This window comes from Pseudomonas sp. S3_C06 (genome assembly GCF_054667675.1).
This window is the reverse complement of sequence record NZ_CP162747.1, coordinates 376686-393611: the sequence shown is the minus strand read 5'-3', so window position 1 is coordinate 393611 and position 16926 is coordinate 376686. Positions and strand designations below refer to the sequence as shown.

Sequence of the window (16926 nt, the reverse complement as noted above, 5' to 3'; positions counted from 1 at the left end):
AGCCTGTCAGAGCGCCATTTGCGGCCCAAGCGGATTATCAAAAATCCAATAACGCTTTATTACTGAATTAGTGATTTAACTAGGTAGTTACCTAACTATATAATGCGCGCCTCATTTCAACGGGACACTCAACGTGAAGCAGAGTCAACGCCTCTCGGGCATATCAAAATTCATTCTGATCGGGCTGGGCGTCGTCATCGCCCTGCTCGGCTTGGCGCTGGCTGCGGGCGGCGTGAAGTTGGTCAGCCTGGGAGGCTCGTGGTACTTCCTGGTGGGTGGCTTGGTCATGGCCGTTTCCGGTCTGCTGATCGCGCGCTTCAAGCTTGCCGGCGCGTGGTTGTTCGCCGCGTTCCTGGTGGGCACCGCGATCTGGGCGGTGAGCGATGCCGGTCTGGTGTTCTGGCCGGTGTTCTCGCGCCTGTTCATGTTCAGTGTGATCGGCCTGGTCGTGGCGCTGGTTTATCCGCAGCTCAAACGTGCCAACGGTGGCGTTGCCGGTCGCGGCGCTTACGCTGTGGCGGCGGTGCTGGCAGTCGGCGTGGTTGTAGCGGCCGGCAATATGTTTGTCGCCCATCCAACCGTGGCGGCAACCGGCACTGGCCCAGGCCTGACCCCGGTCGAGCCGGACAAGGCGCAAAAGGACTGGGCGCACTACGGTAATACCGAAGGTGGCAGCCGCTTCGCTGCGCTGGACCAGATCAACCGCAGCAACGTCGACAAGCTGAAAGTCGCGTGGACCTACCACACCGGTGACATCGCCGAGAGCGATGGCAACGGTGCTGAAGACCAGCTCACCCCGCTGCAGGTTGGCAACAAGGTGTTCATCTGCACCCCGCACAACAACCTGATTGCCCTCGATGCCGACACCGGTAAAGAGCTGTGGAAGAACGCAATCAACGCTCAGTCGAAAGTCTGGCAGCGCTGCCGTGGCATGGCCTATTTCGACGCCACCAAAGCGATTGCTCAGCCAAGCAACTCGTCGATCATCGAAGCCAAGCCTGCGCCGGCCGCCAATTGCCAGCGTCGTCTGCTGACCAACACCATTGATGCCCGCCTGATCGCGGTCGATGCGGACACCGGCGAGTTCTGCCAGGGTTTCGGCAACAACGGTCAGGTAGATCTGAAGGCCGGTTTGGGTAATGTCCCGGACAGCTACTACCAGTTGTCCTCCGCTCCGCTGATGGCCGGCACCACCGTGGTGGTTGGCGGTCGCGTGGCTGACAACGTACAAACCGACATGCCCGGCGGCGTGATCCGTGGTTTCGACGTGATCACCGGCGCCATGCGTTGGGCCTTCGACCCGGGCAACCCGCAGGATAAAAAGGCTCCGGCCGACGGCAGCACCTACGTGCGCAGCACGCCGAACAGCTGGGCGCCGATGTCCTACGACCCGGCAACCAACACCGTGTTCCTGCCGATGGGCAGTTCGTCGACCGACATCTATGGTGTCGAGCGCAGCAAACTCGATCACACCTACGGTGCTTCGATCCTCGCGCTGGACGCCACCAGCGGTGACGAGCGCTGGGTGTTCCAGACCGTGCACAACGATCTCTGGGACTTCGACCTGCCGATGCAGCCGAGCCTGATCGACTTCACCAAGGACGGCAAAAGCATTCCGGCACTGGTCATCGGCACCAAGGCCGGGCAGATCTACGTGCTCGACCGCGCGACCGGCAAACCGTTGACCGAGGTTAAAGAAGTACCGGTGAAAGCGGCGAACATCCCGAACGAACCGTACTCCCCGACTCAGCCGAAATCGGTGGGCATGCCAGAAATCGGTGCTCAGCACCTGACTGAATCGGACATGTGGGGCGCCACGCCGTACGACCAGTTGCTCTGCCGCATCGACTTCAAAGGCATGCGCTACGACGGCCTGTACACCGCGCCGGGCATGGACAAATCGCTGAGCTTCCCGGGTTCGCTGGGCGGCATGAACTGGGGCAGCATCTCCACTGACCCGGTACACGGTTTCATCTTCGTCAACGACATGCGCCTGGGTCTGTGGATTCAGATGATTCCGTCGCAGAACAAAGGCCAGGCCGCTGGCGGTGGCGAAGCGCTGAACACTGGTATGGGCGCCGTTCCGCTGAAAGGCACGCCTTACGCGGTGAACAAAAACCGCTTCCTGTCGGTAGCCGGCATTCCGTGCCAGGCGCCGCCGTTCGGCACGCTGACCGCGATCGACATGAAGACCCAGAAAATCGCCTGGCAGGTTCCGGTCGGCACCGTTGAAGACACCGGTCCACTGGGCATCCGCATGCACCTGCCGATCAAGATCGGTCTGCCAACCCTCGGCGGCACGCTGTCGACGCAAGGTGGTTTGATCTTCATCGCCGGCACCCAGGACTTCTACCTGCGCGCCTTCAACAGCGGCAACGGTGAAGAAGTCTGGAAAGCACGTCTGCCAGTCGGCAGCCAAGGCGGCCCGATGACCTATGTTTCGCCGAAAACCGGCAAGCAGTACATCGTCATCACCGCGGGTGGCGCGCGTCAGTCGACCGATCGCGGCGACTACGTGATGGCTTACGCCCTGCCATAAATCACGGTGTCCACGTAAAGCGCGGCACCTTCGGGTGCCGCGCTGCTTTCCCCCTATTGCTCAAGTTTTCTGCAGGAAGATTTACATGCTATCGGCTGTTGGTTTTTCCCGTTCTGACCTGTTCAAAGGCCTGTTGCTGGGCGTCGCGTGCACCACCACCCTCCCCGCGCTGGCCGATAACGATTCCGATCTGTTGACCCGCAGCACCCTTACCGGTGACTGGGGTGGCTTGCGTCACCAGATGGATGAACAAGGCATCAAGTTCACCGGCGACTACAGCGGTGAAATGGCATACAACGCCGACGGCGGCCTGCATCGCTCGGCGCGCTACTCGCAGAACATCAAACTCGGCGTGCAGTTCGATCTGAGCAAGTTGTACGGCGTCGACAATGCCGGCAAGGTCCAGTTGACCATCAACGACCGTCGCGGCAACAGCGCCTCGGAAGATCTGGTCGGCAACCGTCTGCCGATCCAGGAAAACTACGGTGGCCTGTACACGCGCCTGACCGAACTGAGTTACGAGCGCAGCCTGTTTACCCCGGCGCTCAATGTGAAACTCGGTTACATGGCCATGGGTAATGACCTCGGCGGCCTCGACAGCGGCATTCTGTGCAACTTCATGAACGCCGGTTTCTGCGGTCATCCGCTGAACATGTCTGGCGGTAGCGGCTGGACCAACTACCCCAATGCCCATTTGGGCGTGCGGGTGAAATACGACCTGTCGTCCTCGTGGCAACTGCGCGTGGCCGCGTTCAACGTCGACCCGGAAAGCAACGGCAACTCCAGCCGCGCCTGGCATCTTGGCCCGAAACACACCACCGGCACCGTGGTGCCGATCGAGCTGGTGTACAAGCATGCGGGCGCCCTGCCCGGCGAATACAAGCTCGGTTACTACTACGACAGCTCCGACGTAAAACGCATCGGCAGTGACAAAGAAGTGTCCGGTCGCGGCGGCCATTACCTGCTGATCGATCAGGCCGTCTGGAACTCGCCGACGTCCGAAGGCCGCAGCCTGCACGCCTTCGGCCAATACTCGGCGGCCAGCGAAGCGGCTTCGCCGTTCAGCAAGTGGTACGGCACCGGCGTGGTTCTGTACAAACCGTTTGAAGGTCGTCCGCGAGACACCGTCGCCCTGGGTTACGGCCGCGCCGTGCCGAACCCGCGCAGCCGTGACGTGCTGCAGGACGCAGCATTGAACAACGGCACAGCGTTCCCGAACCTGGACAGCGCCGAGCAATTGATCGAACTCGGCTACGGTTATCAAGCCACGCCTTGGCTGACCCTGCGCCCGAATATGCAGTACATCATCGAGCCGGGCGCGTTTTCCGGGCAGGACATCGATAATGCACTGGTGTTTGGTTTGCAGGTGAAAGCGGCGCTCTGATCTCCAAATAGCAGGCAATAAAAAACCCGGTTTGAATGCCGGGTTTTTTATTGTCTTCAAGATCACTTTTTCTTTTTAGCCGGCTTGTCAGCCTTCTTCGAATCCTTGGCCTTCTCAGGCTTGCTATCGGCTTTCTTGGCAGACTTCTTGGGCGCGGCATCTTTTTTCTTGTCTTTCTTGTCCTTGTCGGAAGACTTTGAAAGCGCCGAGGCTGCCGCTGATTTCTTCTCGGGTGATGACTTTTTGTCTTTCAAGTCCTTGCTGGCTTTCGAAGCGTCGCCTTTGTCTTTGCTTTTCTTTTCGTCTTTAGCCACGTTGACCACCTCTCGGAGTGTGCCGTTATTGACACGGGGCCTGTGCGATTGACCACAAGCTAATCATTAGGCGAGCAGGTTCCGGGGCCGTTCAGATTATTTTCAGGCGTCGAGAAAAGCCAAAAGAAGGCAGCGCCGAATGCCGCCAGCGCCACCTTCAGCAACGGCCCGTTAATCAGGCCTTGTTGCCCGCCGCTTGCAGCGCCTTTTCAGCGTTAAAGCCGTCGAAGTTTTCAAACACGCCCATAAAGCCCGGCACGGTTACCTCGCGCGCCCAGTCGCGCTGCAGTTCGCAGTACATTTGCACGCGGCTGATGAGCTTCGCCCCCGCCTGTTCCATTCGGCGCAACGCCGCCTCGTGCGCGGCCAGCGACGTGCCGCCCACCGCATCGATCGGCACATAAACCTCATAGCCTTCCTGGATCGCGTCGAGCACCGGGAAGGTCAGGCAGGCTTCGGTCCACAGCGCGGTCATGATCAGTTTCTTGCGCCCGAGTGCTTTGACTGCCTGCTTGAACTCGGTGTCCTCCCAACTGTTGATCGACGTGCGGTCATAGGTGGGCAGATGGCCGAGCACCGCTTGCAACTCTTGAATCGGTGGTTTGTTGCGGCCGGTCGCGACATTGACGGTCGAGTGGATGATCGGCAGGTTGTAGTTGACCGCCGCTTTCGCAACGCTGGTGATGTTGAAGACCAGTTCATCGCGTGGCATCGAGCGGATCGAGGACACCTGAACCGGTTGATAGTCGATGACGATCAATGCTGAATTCTCGGGCGTCAGCAGTTGATCGGTGTGGGGGTTGCGGATTGCTTCGCTTGCCATTTGCAGGTCCTTTTGTATGGGTAACGCACGCGGGTGAAACGGCCGGAGCCCGTGCGGCTAAGGGTTCCAGAATGCACGCGAGTGACGCCGTGCCTGGAAAAGCCATTGTGCTGTTCCCATATCCGTCGCAGTAGTAGCATCCCGAGGCGAACTGTGTCGCGCCAAGGGGAACGCGAAAATGGATATCGAAGAACTGCAAACCTTCGTCGAGGTGGCCGATGCCGGGGGCATTTCCCAGGCTGCGCTGCGGCTCGGGGTCTCGAAATCAATCGTCAGCCGCCGTCTGGCCCGGCTCGAAGCAGAACTGGGTGTGCAATTGCTGGCACGCTCGACTCGCGGGGCTTCACTCACTGAGGCTGGCGCGACATTTCGCGATTACGCCGCCCGAGTCTGCAGCGAAATCGACATCGCCAAGGAAACCATCCTGCCCGCCGGCGCCCTGCGCGGTCGCTTGCGCGTAGCAGTGCCGTTGTCGTTCGGGCCGACGCACTTCGCCCCGGTGCTGGCGGAAATGGCTCGCCGTCACCCTCAATTGCACATGCAGACCTGCTATAGCGATCGCTTCGTTGACCTGATTACCGAGGGCTACGATTGCGCCATTCGCGTGGGTTATCTGCAGGACTCCAATTTGATCGCAAGGCGTATCGGCCCGGTCTACACCAAGCTCGTCGCAAGCCCCGACTACATCAAAGCGCACGGCGCCCCAGAAACCCCGGACGAACTGCACGCCCATCAGGCGCTCATGCAAGGCACCGAAGCCTGGCAATTCATGGCGGCTGACAAGATCATCACGGTGCGCCCGCAAGGACGCTTCAAGGCTGACAACGGCACTGCCCTCGCCGCGGCCGCGACTGCCGGCCTCGGCGTCGCCTACTTGCCCGATTGCCTCACCCACGAACACATCGCCTCGGGTGCACTCGTGCCGATCATGACCAACCATCCACCGCCCCCGGCCGGTGCCTACCTCCTCCGCGCGCCAGGCCCGCATCCCGCGCGCAAGATCCGCGTGCTCACGGATCTGCTGATCGAGTACTTCGGCGAATCGCCGCACCTCGCGGTGCAGCCGCTGTCACAGCACGATGAAGCGCCGGCGTCTGGCTGAGGAAAGCTGAAGCCATGAAAGGAGAATTGAGGTGCCGCAACTACTGCAAAGCCCAACGCGTCGGACTGCCTTCTTGGCAGACACCACAGCGCTGATCCTGTTTTTCACCACCACCGGCATCATCAATGAACGTTTCATTGCCGGCATGACGTGGGATCAGGTTCTGCAGGCGCGCCTGCTGGGTGCGGCGCTGATGATTCCGGTCGCACGACCTTACGGCCTATGGCGGGATTGGGTGATGACGCGCGCCGGTCCAGGTCGGGTGTCGAGGTTGTTGTGGGACAGCATCGCCCTGGTCAGTTTTCAGGTGCCGATCTATGCCGCGATCATTGCCTTCAGTGGTGCATCGGGCGAAGGATTGATGCGCGGCACGCTGGGTGCGGCGGTGATGATGCTGGTTCTGGGGCGGCCTTATGGGGCGTTTCTTAACGGGGTGCGGAGGCTGTTTGGCTTGCCTCCGGGTGGGGACAGACCGATGTCGTTGAAGGGTTGAATCAACAGCCGGAAGCAGTCGCTCGAGAAATACCGCCGACGCAGCTTCTTGATGAGTAGAAAGCTTCCTCCCACTCCTACAATCGGGACGGTGGTTCACGTCCTGCATTGATCTGTGAAAAGACATGGTCTGGATCTGCCTGGCACCAATATTTGAACAGTAGGCTTGGTTCGGAATCTGCAAAATACTGACTCAGAATGCTCTCGGCGGGGATCGTCAATTTGGGTTCAGGCCATTGCTGAGCTAAAACACCTACGTCTTTGCCCGATAAACAAATAATCCACGTCGCCTTGCCTCCACTGATGGCAGGCAAGTACCCCATACCTTGGATCGCTTCGCACAATGTGCGCAGTGTTAGCGTTGGATCAAGCTTGATTGATGTTCCATGACTTTCCAGATCATCCCCGGCATGCACGCTATCCCGATCAATGCTGATGACACACATGAATGCTCCTTGCCAACGTCGTGCGGTTACTTGAATGACAGTTCCCAGTCGATCTTATACCCCCTCCCCCGGTGCGAACCTATGAATCTCTTCCACGCTGCAAATGGCCATTTACTTATCGAATTCGGTGAGTTGTCGGATGCCGACTGGAAGTCGCTGGAAAGCAAACTGGTTGATGCCTGGGGCTTTCGACGCGTGGGCGAAGTCGTTGTCGGCCTGGACGGAACAATCTGCCCCGACTTCGAGCGCCAGGACCTGACGCTCGCTGCAGGTTGGGACATCTGGTTAGGGTATCACTTGCTGTCTGAGTGCGCCGCCGGCGACGATTTTTTGCAAAGAATGTGTGATGAGCTGCAGTTCTGAGGTATCCATTTTCGGGATTTCAGGTAAAGACCACATTTATAAAACATTTCGTGTTGACAGATTTATTTGCGAAAAAATGTATAGCCAACAATGTAAGTGCCTAGTTTATTAGTGCGAGCAGTCACCCACACGGCATATATACCGCGACCAATTTGCTCGTTCAAATCTGATTTGTTTGTGCAGAGTTCAATCCTGCGATCCGTGTCTGGAACACTGATCCACAGACCAGCCTCGCAACGACTGTATTTCCCGATGGGCGGCCCTGGATAAGTAACTTCATACGCAGACTCATAACTGACAGTTTCACCAGGCAACAGGTAGGCGGCGACAGAATAACAATTTAGAGAAAACATCAAACTCAGGCAGAAACCACCCAAAAAAGACTTTATCGTGCTTCTTGCCGTTGTGCCGGCGCGAATTGTTGGAACTGCAAAAACAACCCCAAAAATAGCGCCAGTCAGCAGGTATGTCGTCAACTCCGGAATTTCCGGCATTAAAATTGTTCGTGATGAAATGTTGGCGGCCCAAAAAAAATAATTAATCCACGCCCCCGCAAGTAAAACCACAACAGCTGTAATAACTCGTTTCTTCATTATTTTCTTTGGTGGGCCAGGCCTTGTTTCTTGCATGCTATTTCCAGGTAATGCTTGGGTAGTTTATTAAGCGCGTCTCTGAAGTTATCTGTGGTTTCCTGGTCTCAGTATCCCTTGTTCCGATAAGCATCAGTATCACGTTGCATCAGGAACCATGTTTTGTCCCTTATTCTCTTTCAAGATTTCGTTTCAGACGCCCAAGGTCCCTATTGACCAGCAACTTATGGACCAAACCCACCGGCAACATGTAGATGCGCCCAAAGACGTTATGCGTTACGACAGAGGATGTGATCGTAAACACACAATCTGTTATCGAAAGGCAAATCATGACATCCAGATGTCGGTCGCGCACGCTCAGAACGAGCAGGTCGGGGGCAGTATGCTCCACCAGAAAAAAATCCAGCTTTTCTCCAGTCTGTACGGTTTCTCGCCTGGCGCCGGAGAACCCGCCGATGCGCTTCACCCCGAACAGTGAGGAAATCACGTCCCTCGTCCGAAAAGCCAGTCGCATGAACAGCCCCGGCTTGGCCCTCATGAAGTTCCAGGCATCAAGAGTGGTTATCTCAACAGGTAGAGGCATCGAACTGCTGTGATAGTAATCAAGATCGGGCAATGCACTCAGGGTGTGAGCGGGTGATGTGTTGGCCATGCATGTTTCCTGTCGGTGGTCCGACTCGTCACTCGACAATGAAGATTTCAGGGGCGAAAACATCGGGCCAGGCCATCAGTGTCTGACGAGCTGACCCAAGTGTTTATGCGCCATTCGCGGGACGGGCCCACTGCCCGATAAAGTCGCCAATTCTGCGCTCAATGCCACTCTCAACGGTCCGCAGCCGCAGAATGGGAATGCCGCTCTTAGCCAGAATCTCATTTTTCATGGCGTCCCGAGCGGCCTGTACGGGGTGGTCGTGGTACCCGCCATCGACTTCGATCACTCCTATCGGTTGCTTGCCCACTTTGAAATAGATCACGAAATCACAACTGGCGCGCCGCATGAACGCCTGTTGGGGCTGCGTCCAGTCGAGGCCAGCCGGTGATGCAAGCTGATCCAGCTGAATCTGTGTGTGGTATTTCAATGCCTGGCACGCCGGGGCCGACAGTGCCTCGCGCAGCAACCGGGCCACGATCTGCTCGGACTTGTAGCGTGAATCCTCAGGCCGCAAGCGAGCGTCCAGGCGTGCCAGAGACTGGTCGTACTCGCGGTACAGCAAGTCGAATGCCGAGACCACCGGCGCCCGCACGATCTGCTCGTCTTGCGCGTAATAGCTGATGTAGCGGATCAGCGCAGCAATGTGGCCATTGTTGCCCGTGAACACCTCATCGCCGGTTACCAGGGTGAAGCGATGTTTGGCCCGCGAAACGGCCACGTTGATCATGCGCGGGTCGTCGACGAAATCCAGGCGTGTTCGCCCCTGGTTGTAGCGCTTCTTGTCGAGCACGGTGGAAAACACGATCTCGTCGCACTCGCGCCCCTGAAACTTGTGCACGGTGTCCTTGACGAAATCCGCCGGCAAGTGCGTGCCGGACAGATTAACTTGTGCCCTGTACGGGGCAATGTAACCGCGGCCTTCACCGTCCATTCCGACGGGTTGCCCCTCCTCTTCTAGCACCTTCAGCAGGGAGTCCAGTTCCCGAAGGTTGGTGTTCTTCCGGGCGTGGTTGCCCTTGGCCGTCACCACCAGACGCAGGGGCGCTTCGCCGTTGTCCTCGGTCATCGGCACCAGTGCGTTGTCGTAAAACTGCTGGTTGCAGAACTGGATGATCCTGGGGTGGCAGCGGTAATGCTCTTTCAGCAGGGTTCTGGGCAGCGCGTCCTGGAACACCGCAATGCACGAATCGAGCAAGCTGTAGCGCTCGCAATCGTAGGCCTCGGCGGGCGCTTGCAGCCCCAGCGTCACGGGGATATGCGGCAACTGGCGGTTGTCGCCCACGACGATCAGGTTCTTTGCGCAGCCCAGCGGCAGGATGCCCGGTACGATGTCCTGCAAAGAGGCTTCATCGATGATCACGTAATCGAGGACCGCTCCCGGCGCGATCGAATTGACGATGGAGTGCGTGCCGCTGCCCAGGATAGGGAAGCGCTGCATAAAGGTATCGAAACGCTCGCAGTAGGTTTTGACATCAAAACTGTCCGACGGCGGGACCTGAAGTTGCAGGTGGTGCTTGAGATGCTGCATCGATGCGGTTGTCAGTTCTTTGAGCAGCGCCGTGAAATTCGCGCGCGCCAACGAATCACGGCACGCCTGCAGCTGCGCTTCCTTGTCCCGGAGCGACTTGTCGTAGTAATGCATTTGCAGGGCATGGAAAACGGCCATGCGCGCCTCGGCGTCGGCGAATGGCCTGGTGCGAAAGATCCTGAATTTGAACAGTAGCTCGATACGGTCTTTGAGATGGATGCGCTGTTCGCCGAGGTAAGCCAGGTAGGCCATGAGGTCCGCAGTCTTGCGCGGTGTCAGGCCGTACTTGTCGAGCGTACCGGTGGCCTGTACAGCGCTTTCTGCCTGCCACTGCTGCAGGTAGCGCCGCTCGATGACCAGCTCGTCCAGCTCGATTTGCAGTTGCGCCGCCCTGTTGTGGTCTTGCAGGTGCTGCTTCAAGCGTGCCAGCAGGTTCTGGACCTCATCGAGGGATGGTGCCGCCTCGGGCGCACTTGGCGTCCACGCAGGCAGGTCGTCGAAGAAGGCCTGGCGTTTGCTCTGGTTGCCAAGCTTGGCGACCAGGTGGCCCAGGCCGTATTTCTCCAGCTTTTCGTAGACGTTCTCCACGGCAGCATTGTTGTTGGACAACACTGCGACTGTCTGTCCGCGTAACAGAATGTTGGCGAGGATGTTTAGGATCGTCTGGGTCTTGCCGGTTCCTGGCGGCCCTTCGATCACGCTGACTTGCGCGCTGAATGCCCGCTCGACGGCCTTAAGCTGACTCTCGTTCAGCCCGAACGGATAGATCAGCCCCTGCCCCGGCGCCAGCGTGCCGTTGCGTCCCGTACAGTAGGCTTGCAAGGCAGTGCCAGCGATGGCGGGCAGTTTTTCGAGCTGACGCACCACATTGTCGGCAATTTCACGATCATCCTGCGACTTACCGTGACTCTGTCGGGCTTGCGCCACGGCAGTGAGATAGCGGAAGACCGGCGTGTCCCGCATCGCTGTCGGAGCGGTAAAGCCGATGCCGTCCATTTTGTGAACATAAGGTTTTTTGCCGCCCGGGTAGTGCACGACGGCATAGCGCTCGCCGTAAATCGTAGCGCTGACGATGGGCTTGGTGCCGCCGCGCTTGTGCAGCAAGACATTGCTCAACTCGCGGGTGGGCGAAACCAGACAATGACTGAGCGGGCGGGTGTATTTTTTCCTGGAGGGATAGTGACAGGTCAGTTGCAGAAATGCGTCCCTGTCGCTCCAGCGAATCGCCCAGTCGCTGATCTGTGCGGTCTTGTCCTCACCATCTACCTGAATTGAAGCCATATTCCTCATCCCTGAACGCATGACATCCGGCTTCACGTCGCGCCGGATGCTATTTCTCCTGAAGTGGCCATATTGCCATCATTGTGTGCAGGGTCGATAGCCGGTTCATGCGTTAAGTCATGCCGCAATCCTTCACTCTGGCTGTTATTGGACGGCAGACAAGATCAATGCAGTTGCCGCTGCCTCTGCAGTTCCCTCTTTAACCAGGCGCTTGCTGGCTCTACTTTTTCTTTACATCGCACCGCATACGCTCGGCCACTCAGGCTGCTTTCAGTGGCAGCAAGATCGATGAAGTCTTCCGCGCTGTGCACCCTGTTTTTGCCTTCCAGATAATCCAGCTTCTGCTGTAGATGCACCCGCGCGCGGGGTCCCGGGTATTCGATTCCGTTACGCACGAACTGACACGGGCTGTGTTCGACAAAGTCCAGCAAGGCCTTTATCTCTTGGGTGGCTTGCGGGTCGGTTTGGCCCTGCGCATCCGGAACGATGGCGGTAAGGCCGCTGCCCGCAACCACTAGCAACAGGCTGAAAAGCCGCACCATATCCCTCACCCCCTATCCTCTGCGCGACAATGAAAGTATCGAAGTGAGCACCAACAGAGACCACGGCGCCCCGCACCATCGTTCGTCGATGACCCACGCGCTATAACATCCTTTCCAGCCCGATGGCGCTGCTGAGCCACGCATTGAAGTGCCGCCACCAACTCCCCGGCTCCTTGGTCAACGTATGCTGTTTGCCCTCATCCTCGGTGACCCAGACCATCTGATTCCTTTCCAGCACAGTGTGGTAACTGAGCGCCGGCGCCATACCTTCCAGTGCCAGTTCACGCACCCGTCCGGCGAGTTGCGGATTATCGACCAGCACCCCGACTTCGGTGTTCCACAAGAGTGAGCGCGAGTCGAAATTGAACGAGCCGATAAACGCTTTCTGCTGGTCGAAAATCATCGCCTTGCTGTGCAGGCTGGAGTCTGAACTGTTGGAGGATCCGCTATGAAAAAGACGCGTTCCGCTGCCGCTGCCACCATTGTCACCGGCCTGACGCCGCAACTCGAACAAGTGCACACCATGCTCCAGCAAGGTTTGCCGATACGGGGCGTACGCACCGTGCGCGGCGGGCACATCGGTGGCCTCCAGGGAGTTGGTCAGCAAGCTGATCGACACGCCGGCGTCGGCACGGCCGGTCAAGTACACCACCCCCGGTTCGCCCGGCACCATGTAGGCCGAGACCATGATCAGTTCTTGGGTGACCCCGTTCAGCTCGGGTGCCAACTGGGTGGCCAACAGCAAATACGGGGCGGGCTCGCCCTTCGACAAGACCTTGCTCGGCGCGTCCCACAGCGCTTTGTTCCAAGCCCAGATCAGCTCCTGCCGCCAGACCTGCAGGCGTGGATGCGTGGTGTAGGTCATCAATTGCTGGTACAGCGCATGATTCTGCTTGCGCGTTTCCTCCAGGGACTCCTCCAGCCGGGTGCGGCTGTTTTTCAGGTCGCGGGTCGTCGGGTGGATCGAGAGAAACTGCTCGATCGGCTTGCTCAGTGCACTGTTCCAGTACTCATCAAAACTATGCCCCAACTGCTCCGCAACCGGACCGACACTGAGCATGTCGATGTCTCTGAAATTCTTGTCGGGCTGCGCGTCAAAATACTCATCGCCCAGATTGCGTCCACCGACGATGGCGACGCAGTTGTCCACCACCCACAGTTTGTTGTGCATGCGCCGGTGCTGCTGCGACAGATTGAACAGCCGGCCCATCGTCCGCGTTACGACGGTACTGCGGCCCAGGTGCAACGGGTTGAAGACGCGGACTTGAATCTGCGGATGCGCAGCCAGTGTGGCGATAATCCGGTCAAGGTCATCACTGGTGGTGTCATCCAGCAAAATCCTCACGCGCACGCCGCGGTCGGCAGCGGCCAGCAGTTCGCTCACCAGTATTCGCGTGCTGATGCCGTCGTGGACGATGTAGTACTGCAAGTCGAGGCTGCTTTGCGCATTGCGAATCAACTCGGCGCGGGCCGAGAACGCCTCGGCACTCTCGGACAACAAGCGAAAGCCCGATTTACCCTGATGGGGAGCGGCCTGAGCCAGGACAGAACGACCGAATGCCGAATCGCGCGCTGGCAGGGCCTGACTGGGTTCATGAGAAACATTGACGGTCGCACAACCGGCAAAGAGCAAGACAAGCAACAGAAAGATAAACAGTGGCTGTCGGGTTTTCACGGAGCGTACTCCGACGGTGACGATCAGGGATGCCGGATCCCGAAGAACGGCCTGTTGGTTCCCTCCATCACTCTGGTCGACTCGACCTTGCGCACTGTTTCTTCGATCTGCGGGGTTGTTTCAGGAGCGTAGTTCATCCGCTGTCAATTGCGGGAATTGCCCAAGGTGGAAAAGCGCGTATCAATAGCCAGCGGCCAGAAAAAACACAACTGGCAAAGCTGATGAAAATGACACCGCAACTCATTTTCGTATCCGCTACGATTTGGCGACCCATCACGCCAACCGCAACGGGTCCGGAAGCGGCCGCTGATCAACGACCGCGGCCGAACCGCAGCGCACATTGCTGTCAGGATTTATCAGTGAGGGCTGGCGGTCGGACGAACCACAATTTCACTCACATCGACATCGTCGGGCTGGTCGATGGCATAGGCGAGCGCTCGCGCGATGGCGTCGGCGTTGAGCGCGACACGCCGAAAGGCTTTCATTTCCTCGCGTGCCACCTCATCAGAGATGGTATCGGCCAGTTCGGACTCGACGACCCCCGGGCACACCACCGTGACGCGGATCTTGTCCGTTTCCTGGCGCAAGCCATCCGAGATCGCCCTGACCGCAAATTTGGTCGCGCAGTACACCGCGGCGGTCGGAGAAACCGCGAGACCGCCAATCGACGAGATATTGATGACCTGGCCGAAACCTTGTGCCTCCATGTCCGGCAAAACGGCGGCGATACCGTGCAGCACGCCGCGAACGTTGACATCGAGCATCTGGTTCCACTCATCGACCTTCAACGAAGTCAAAGGCGACAGGGGCATCACGCCTGCATTGTTGATGATCACATCGACCTTGCCATGTTGCGCCTTGGCGAATGTCACGAAGGCGTGCATGGATTGCAGATCCGTCACGTCCAGTGCGCGGGCACTGGCCGAGCCTCCTTCGGCCTGGATCTCGCCGACCAGTTTGTCCAGACGTTCGGTACGGCGGGCGCCGAGTACCACATGGGCACCTTTGGCGGCGATCAATCTGGCCGCCGCTTCGCCAATACCACTGCTTGCACCGGTAATCAGGACGACTTTGTTTTGAATGTTCGACATATCCGTAGCTCCTGCTCTCTGCATTGAAGTTCAGCAGCGACCGCTGAAGATGCGGGCGTTGCTGCGGGGTACGTCGAAAGATTAAGGGCACTGGCCTGCGCGGCGCGTGCCAAAACCTGCGCAACTTTTGCCTATTCGTGTCTGTGTTCATCTCCCGCAAATTTTGTGGCGGACCGGCACTCAAGCGCCACGGAAATCGCTGGGCGTTACGCCCGCCTCGCGACGAAATACCTGGGAGAAGTGACTGGGGCTGGAGTAGCCGACCTCCAGCCCGATCTCGATGACACTAAGCCGGGTCTCCAGCAACAAGTGCCGTGCACGCACCATGCGCAAGCGAATGAAGTACTGCGAAGGCGACAGTCCCGTCGCACGCTTGAACAGGCGGCTGAAGTGGTACTCGCTCAGTTCGGCCAGTCTGGCCAACTTTGCCAGGCTGAACTCAGCGGCCAGATCCGCACTCATGGCATCAGTGACTTTGCGCAGCTTGTAGGCTTGCAAGGCGTTGACTCGACGTCCGGGTCGGGTCTCGGCGCGATAGCTGCGCACAAGATGTACGGCCAGCGCCTGAGCCAGAGACCGGACGAACAGAGCACTGGGCAAGCGCTCCCCGACCAGTTCGGTGCGCAGCTGCTCCATGACATACGCGACGCGCCCATCCCGTGCGCCGGAAACATCGCGAAATCGAACAGCCCCGGCATGCTCCCCCAACAACTCCCGTGACGCTTGCTCAATCAGCGGCAACCCCAAATAAAGATGCATGACTTCGAAGGTATCGCCTCCGTACGTCTGCCAGCGCATTTCATAAGGCTCATCAGAACTGGTGAGAAAAAAATCGCCGGCACTGACTTCTGCCGCCTCCCATGCCCCACCCGGCAGGCGCTCCTCCACCCTCGCCGCCCCCGCCAGAACCAAAACGAGCAGCGGTTCTACCACTGCCGGCACGAGAATGGGCTCAATGACGCTGCGATGGGTGAACAACTGAATCACAACGTCCTTGATTTCCAGACGCGGTGTAAACGTCTGCGCATCGCCTGGCAGATATTCACGCATCGATTCCCCAGTGATGCGCAAGTCCTGGCTGGATTTCGGTGCCTGGGACGTTCGCACGGTAGTTGCCATGAACAGGTCCTTTTAATAAGGGAGGCCGGATCGATGATATCGGGCTTTTTTCGCTGGCTGAACCGAGCGGCGAACCGTCCTCACTGATATTCGGCGCAAAACCCCGACAGCGTAGGCAATCTCACGAAAGCCGGCTTCGCCGCGCTGCGAGACAGTAGGCCCGTCGCCGTTGAAAGACACGGCTTATCCCCTACTTGATCACAATGCTGGAGAACATCATGACCGACATCAAGCACAGCACCCCGAACGAAGTGGCAGGTAAAGTCGCCCTGGTGACTGGCGCGGCCAGTGGCATCGGCAAGGCCATCGCACTGCTGCTGCATGCCCGCGGCGCCAAGGTCATTGCTGAAGATATAAACCCCGACGTGGAAGCGCTGGCCCGCCCTGGTCTGGTACCACTGGTGGCCGACATCGCTAAGGACGGTGCCGCCGAGCGTGCGGTCGCGTTGGCCGTCGAGCAATTTGGCCGGCTGGACATCCTGGTCAATAACGCCGGCATCATCATCAACAAGCTGGTCATCGACATGACTCGCGAGGACTGGGAACGCATTCAGGCGGTCAATGCCACGGCGGCCTTCCTGCATAGCCGTGAAGCGGTCAAAGCGATGATGCCCAATAAATCCGGCTCGATCGTCAACATCGCGTCCTACGCCTCCTACTTCGCCTTTCCCACCATTGCCGCCTACACCGCCTCCAAAGGCGCACTGGCGCAACTGACGCGCACCCTGGCGCTTGAGGTCATTGGCCACGGCATCCGCGTTAACGCGGTTGGCGTCGGGGATGTGGTGACCAACATCCTCAACCATGTGGTCGACGATGGCCCTGCTTTTCTTGCCCAGCATGGCGAAGCCGCACCGATCGGCCGCGCCGCACAACCGGAAGAAATCGCCGAAGTGGTCGCGTTCATCGCCTCGGATCGTGCCAGCTTCATGGTCGGTTCAGTGGTCATGGCCGACGGCGGTATGACTGTCACAGCCGGGTGAGC

At 58.6% G+C, this 16926-nt stretch carries 16 protein-coding genes; 6 read left to right on the top strand and 10 right to left on the bottom strand.

The genetic code is table 11. The features are described from left to right. Window positions 1–133 precede the first annotated feature (133 nt). Window positions 134–2539 (top strand): glucose/quinate/shikimate family membrane-bound PQQ-dependent dehydrogenase, encoded by a 2406-nt coding sequence (locus tag AB4N44_RS01595; protein WP_460110567.1) that lies wholly within the window; start codon window positions 134–136, stop codon window positions 2537–2539. An 85-nt stretch (window positions 2540–2624) separates the two neighbouring features. Further along, window positions 2625–3923: a carbohydrate porin gene (locus AB4N44_RS01590; RefSeq protein ID WP_455805483.1), complete on the top strand. Its 1299-nt coding sequence runs from the start codon at window positions 2625–2627 to the stop codon at window positions 3921–3923. Window positions 3924–3985: 62 nt separating this feature from the next. Here the strand turns inward: AB4N44_RS01590 and AB4N44_RS01585 are convergent, their stop codons facing one another. Beyond that, on the bottom strand, window positions 3986–4237 hold the full coding sequence (locus AB4N44_RS01585) for a hypothetical protein (protein ID WP_460110569.1): 252 nt from the start codon (window positions 4235–4237) through the stop codon (window positions 3986–3988). A gap of 175 nt (window positions 4238–4412) precedes the next feature. Next, complete coding sequence (locus AB4N44_RS01580) at window positions 4413–5060, bottom strand: hydrolase (protein WP_316918329.1); 648 nt, start codon at window positions 5058–5060, stop codon at window positions 4413–4415. A gap of 178 nt (window positions 5061–5238) precedes the next feature. Between AB4N44_RS01580 and AB4N44_RS01575 the strand changes: the two genes are divergently transcribed. Then, the gene (locus AB4N44_RS01575) at window positions 5239–6162 is read left to right on the top strand and encodes a LysR family transcriptional regulator (RefSeq protein WP_460110571.1); all 924 of its coding nucleotides are present in this window, start codon (window positions 5239–5241) and stop codon (window positions 6160–6162) included. 73 nt (window positions 6163–6235) lie between these two features. After that, window positions 6236–6655 carry an L-alanine exporter AlaE gene (alaE, locus tag AB4N44_RS01570; protein ID WP_238704405.1) on the top strand — a complete coding sequence of 140 codons (420 nt, stop codon included), beginning with the start codon at window positions 6236–6238 and terminating at the stop codon, window positions 6653–6655. Between the two features lie 76 nt (window positions 6656–6731). Here alaE and AB4N44_RS01565 read toward each other — a convergent pair whose 3' ends face one another. Beyond that, window positions 6732–7100 (bottom strand): hypothetical protein, encoded by a 369-nt coding sequence (locus AB4N44_RS01565; protein WP_127927483.1) that lies wholly within the window; start codon window positions 7098–7100, stop codon window positions 6732–6734. Window positions 7101–7181: 81 nt separating this feature from the next. Between AB4N44_RS01565 and AB4N44_RS01560 the strand changes: the two genes are divergently transcribed. Further along, window positions 7182–7463: a hypothetical protein gene (locus AB4N44_RS01560; protein ID WP_127927481.1), complete on the top strand. Its 282-nt coding sequence runs from the start codon at window positions 7182–7184 to the stop codon at window positions 7461–7463. A gap of 62 nt (window positions 7464–7525) precedes the next feature. Here AB4N44_RS01560 and AB4N44_RS01555 read toward each other — a convergent pair whose 3' ends face one another. From AB4N44_RS01555 to AB4N44_RS01525, 7 genes are all read right to left on the bottom strand, one after another. Further along, a complete protein-coding gene (locus AB4N44_RS01555; RefSeq protein WP_160039933.1) occupies window positions 7526–8092 on the bottom strand; it encodes a hypothetical protein in 567 nt (188 codons plus the stop codon). Window positions 8093–8222: 130 nt separating this feature from the next. After that, window positions 8223–8705, bottom strand: coding sequence for a DUF2867 domain-containing protein (locus AB4N44_RS01550; RefSeq protein ID WP_127927477.1), 483 nt, complete (start codon window positions 8703–8705; stop codon window positions 8223–8225). Window positions 8706–8808: 103 nt separating this feature from the next. Next, window positions 8809–11514 carry an AAA domain-containing protein gene (locus tag AB4N44_RS01545; RefSeq protein ID WP_460110574.1) on the bottom strand — a complete coding sequence of 902 codons (2706 nt, stop codon included), beginning with the start codon at window positions 11512–11514 and terminating at the stop codon, window positions 8809–8811. A gap of 164 nt (window positions 11515–11678) precedes the next feature. Continuing rightward, complete coding sequence (locus AB4N44_RS01540) at window positions 11679–12056, bottom strand: YfeK family protein (RefSeq protein WP_127927473.1); 378 nt, start codon at window positions 12054–12056, stop codon at window positions 11679–11681. Between the two features lie 100 nt (window positions 12057–12156). Further along, window positions 12157–13731, bottom strand: coding sequence for a phospholipase D family protein (locus AB4N44_RS01535; RefSeq protein ID WP_316918325.1), 1575 nt, complete (start codon window positions 13729–13731; stop codon window positions 12157–12159). Window positions 13732–14087: 356 nt separating this feature from the next. Continuing rightward, a complete protein-coding gene (locus tag AB4N44_RS01530) occupies window positions 14088–14822 on the bottom strand; it encodes an SDR family oxidoreductase (RefSeq protein ID WP_127927469.1) in 735 nt (244 codons plus the stop codon). Window positions 14823–15002: 180 nt separating this feature from the next. Further along, entirely contained in the window at window positions 15003–15941 is a 939-nt protein-coding gene (locus AB4N44_RS01525; RefSeq protein WP_460110577.1) for a helix-turn-helix domain-containing protein, read from the bottom strand. Window positions 15942–16159: 218 nt separating this feature from the next. On the opposite strand from AB4N44_RS01525, the gene AB4N44_RS01520 reads away from it, so the two are divergent. Next, window positions 16160–16924: an SDR family NAD(P)-dependent oxidoreductase gene (locus AB4N44_RS01520; RefSeq protein ID WP_127927465.1), complete on the top strand. Its 765-nt coding sequence runs from the start codon at window positions 16160–16162 to the stop codon at window positions 16922–16924. Window positions 16925–16926 lie beyond the last annotated feature (2 nt).

What these genes read in the sequence shown, in the direction of transcription:
- AB4N44_RS01590 (WP_455805483.1), top strand. Translation starts at nt 2,625, where the DNA reads ATGCTATCGGCTGTTGGTTTTTCCCGTTCTGACCTGTTCAAAGGCCTG.
- AB4N44_RS01580 (WP_316918329.1), bottom strand. Translation starts at nt 5,060, where the DNA reads ATGGCAAGCGAAGCAATCCGCAACCCCCACACCGATCAACTGCTGACG.
- AB4N44_RS01575 (WP_460110571.1), top strand. Translation starts at nt 5,239, where the DNA reads ATGGATATCGAAGAACTGCAAACCTTCGTCGAGGTGGCCGATGCCGGG.
- AB4N44_RS01565 (WP_127927483.1), bottom strand. Translation starts at nt 7,100, where the DNA reads ATGTGTGTCATCAGCATTGATCGGGATAGCGTGCATGCCGGGGATGAT.
- AB4N44_RS01560 (WP_127927481.1), top strand. Translation starts at nt 7,182, where the DNA reads ATGAATCTCTTCCACGCTGCAAATGGCCATTTACTTATCGAATTCGGT.
- AB4N44_RS01555 (WP_160039933.1), bottom strand. Translation starts at nt 8,092, where the DNA reads ATGCAAGAAACAAGGCCTGGCCCACCAAAGAAAATAATGAAGAAACGA.
- AB4N44_RS01550 (WP_127927477.1), bottom strand. Translation starts at nt 8,705, where the DNA reads ATGGCCAACACATCACCCGCTCACACCCTGAGTGCATTGCCCGATCTT.
- AB4N44_RS01545 (WP_460110574.1), bottom strand. Translation starts at nt 11,514, where the DNA reads ATGGCTTCAATTCAGGTAGATGGTGAGGACAAGACCGCACAGATCAGC.
- AB4N44_RS01540 (WP_127927473.1), bottom strand. Translation starts at nt 12,056, where the DNA reads ATGGTGCGGCTTTTCAGCCTGTTGCTAGTGGTTGCGGGCAGCGGCCTT.
- AB4N44_RS01530 (WP_127927469.1), bottom strand. Translation starts at nt 14,822, where the DNA reads ATGTCGAACATTCAAAACAAAGTCGTCCTGATTACCGGTGCAAGCAGT.
- AB4N44_RS01525 (WP_460110577.1), bottom strand. Translation starts at nt 15,941, where the DNA reads ATGGCAACTACCGTGCGAACGTCCCAGGCACCGAAATCCAGCCAGGAC.
- AB4N44_RS01520 (WP_127927465.1), top strand. Translation starts at nt 16,160, where the DNA reads ATGACCGACATCAAGCACAGCACCCCGAACGAAGTGGCAGGTAAAGTC.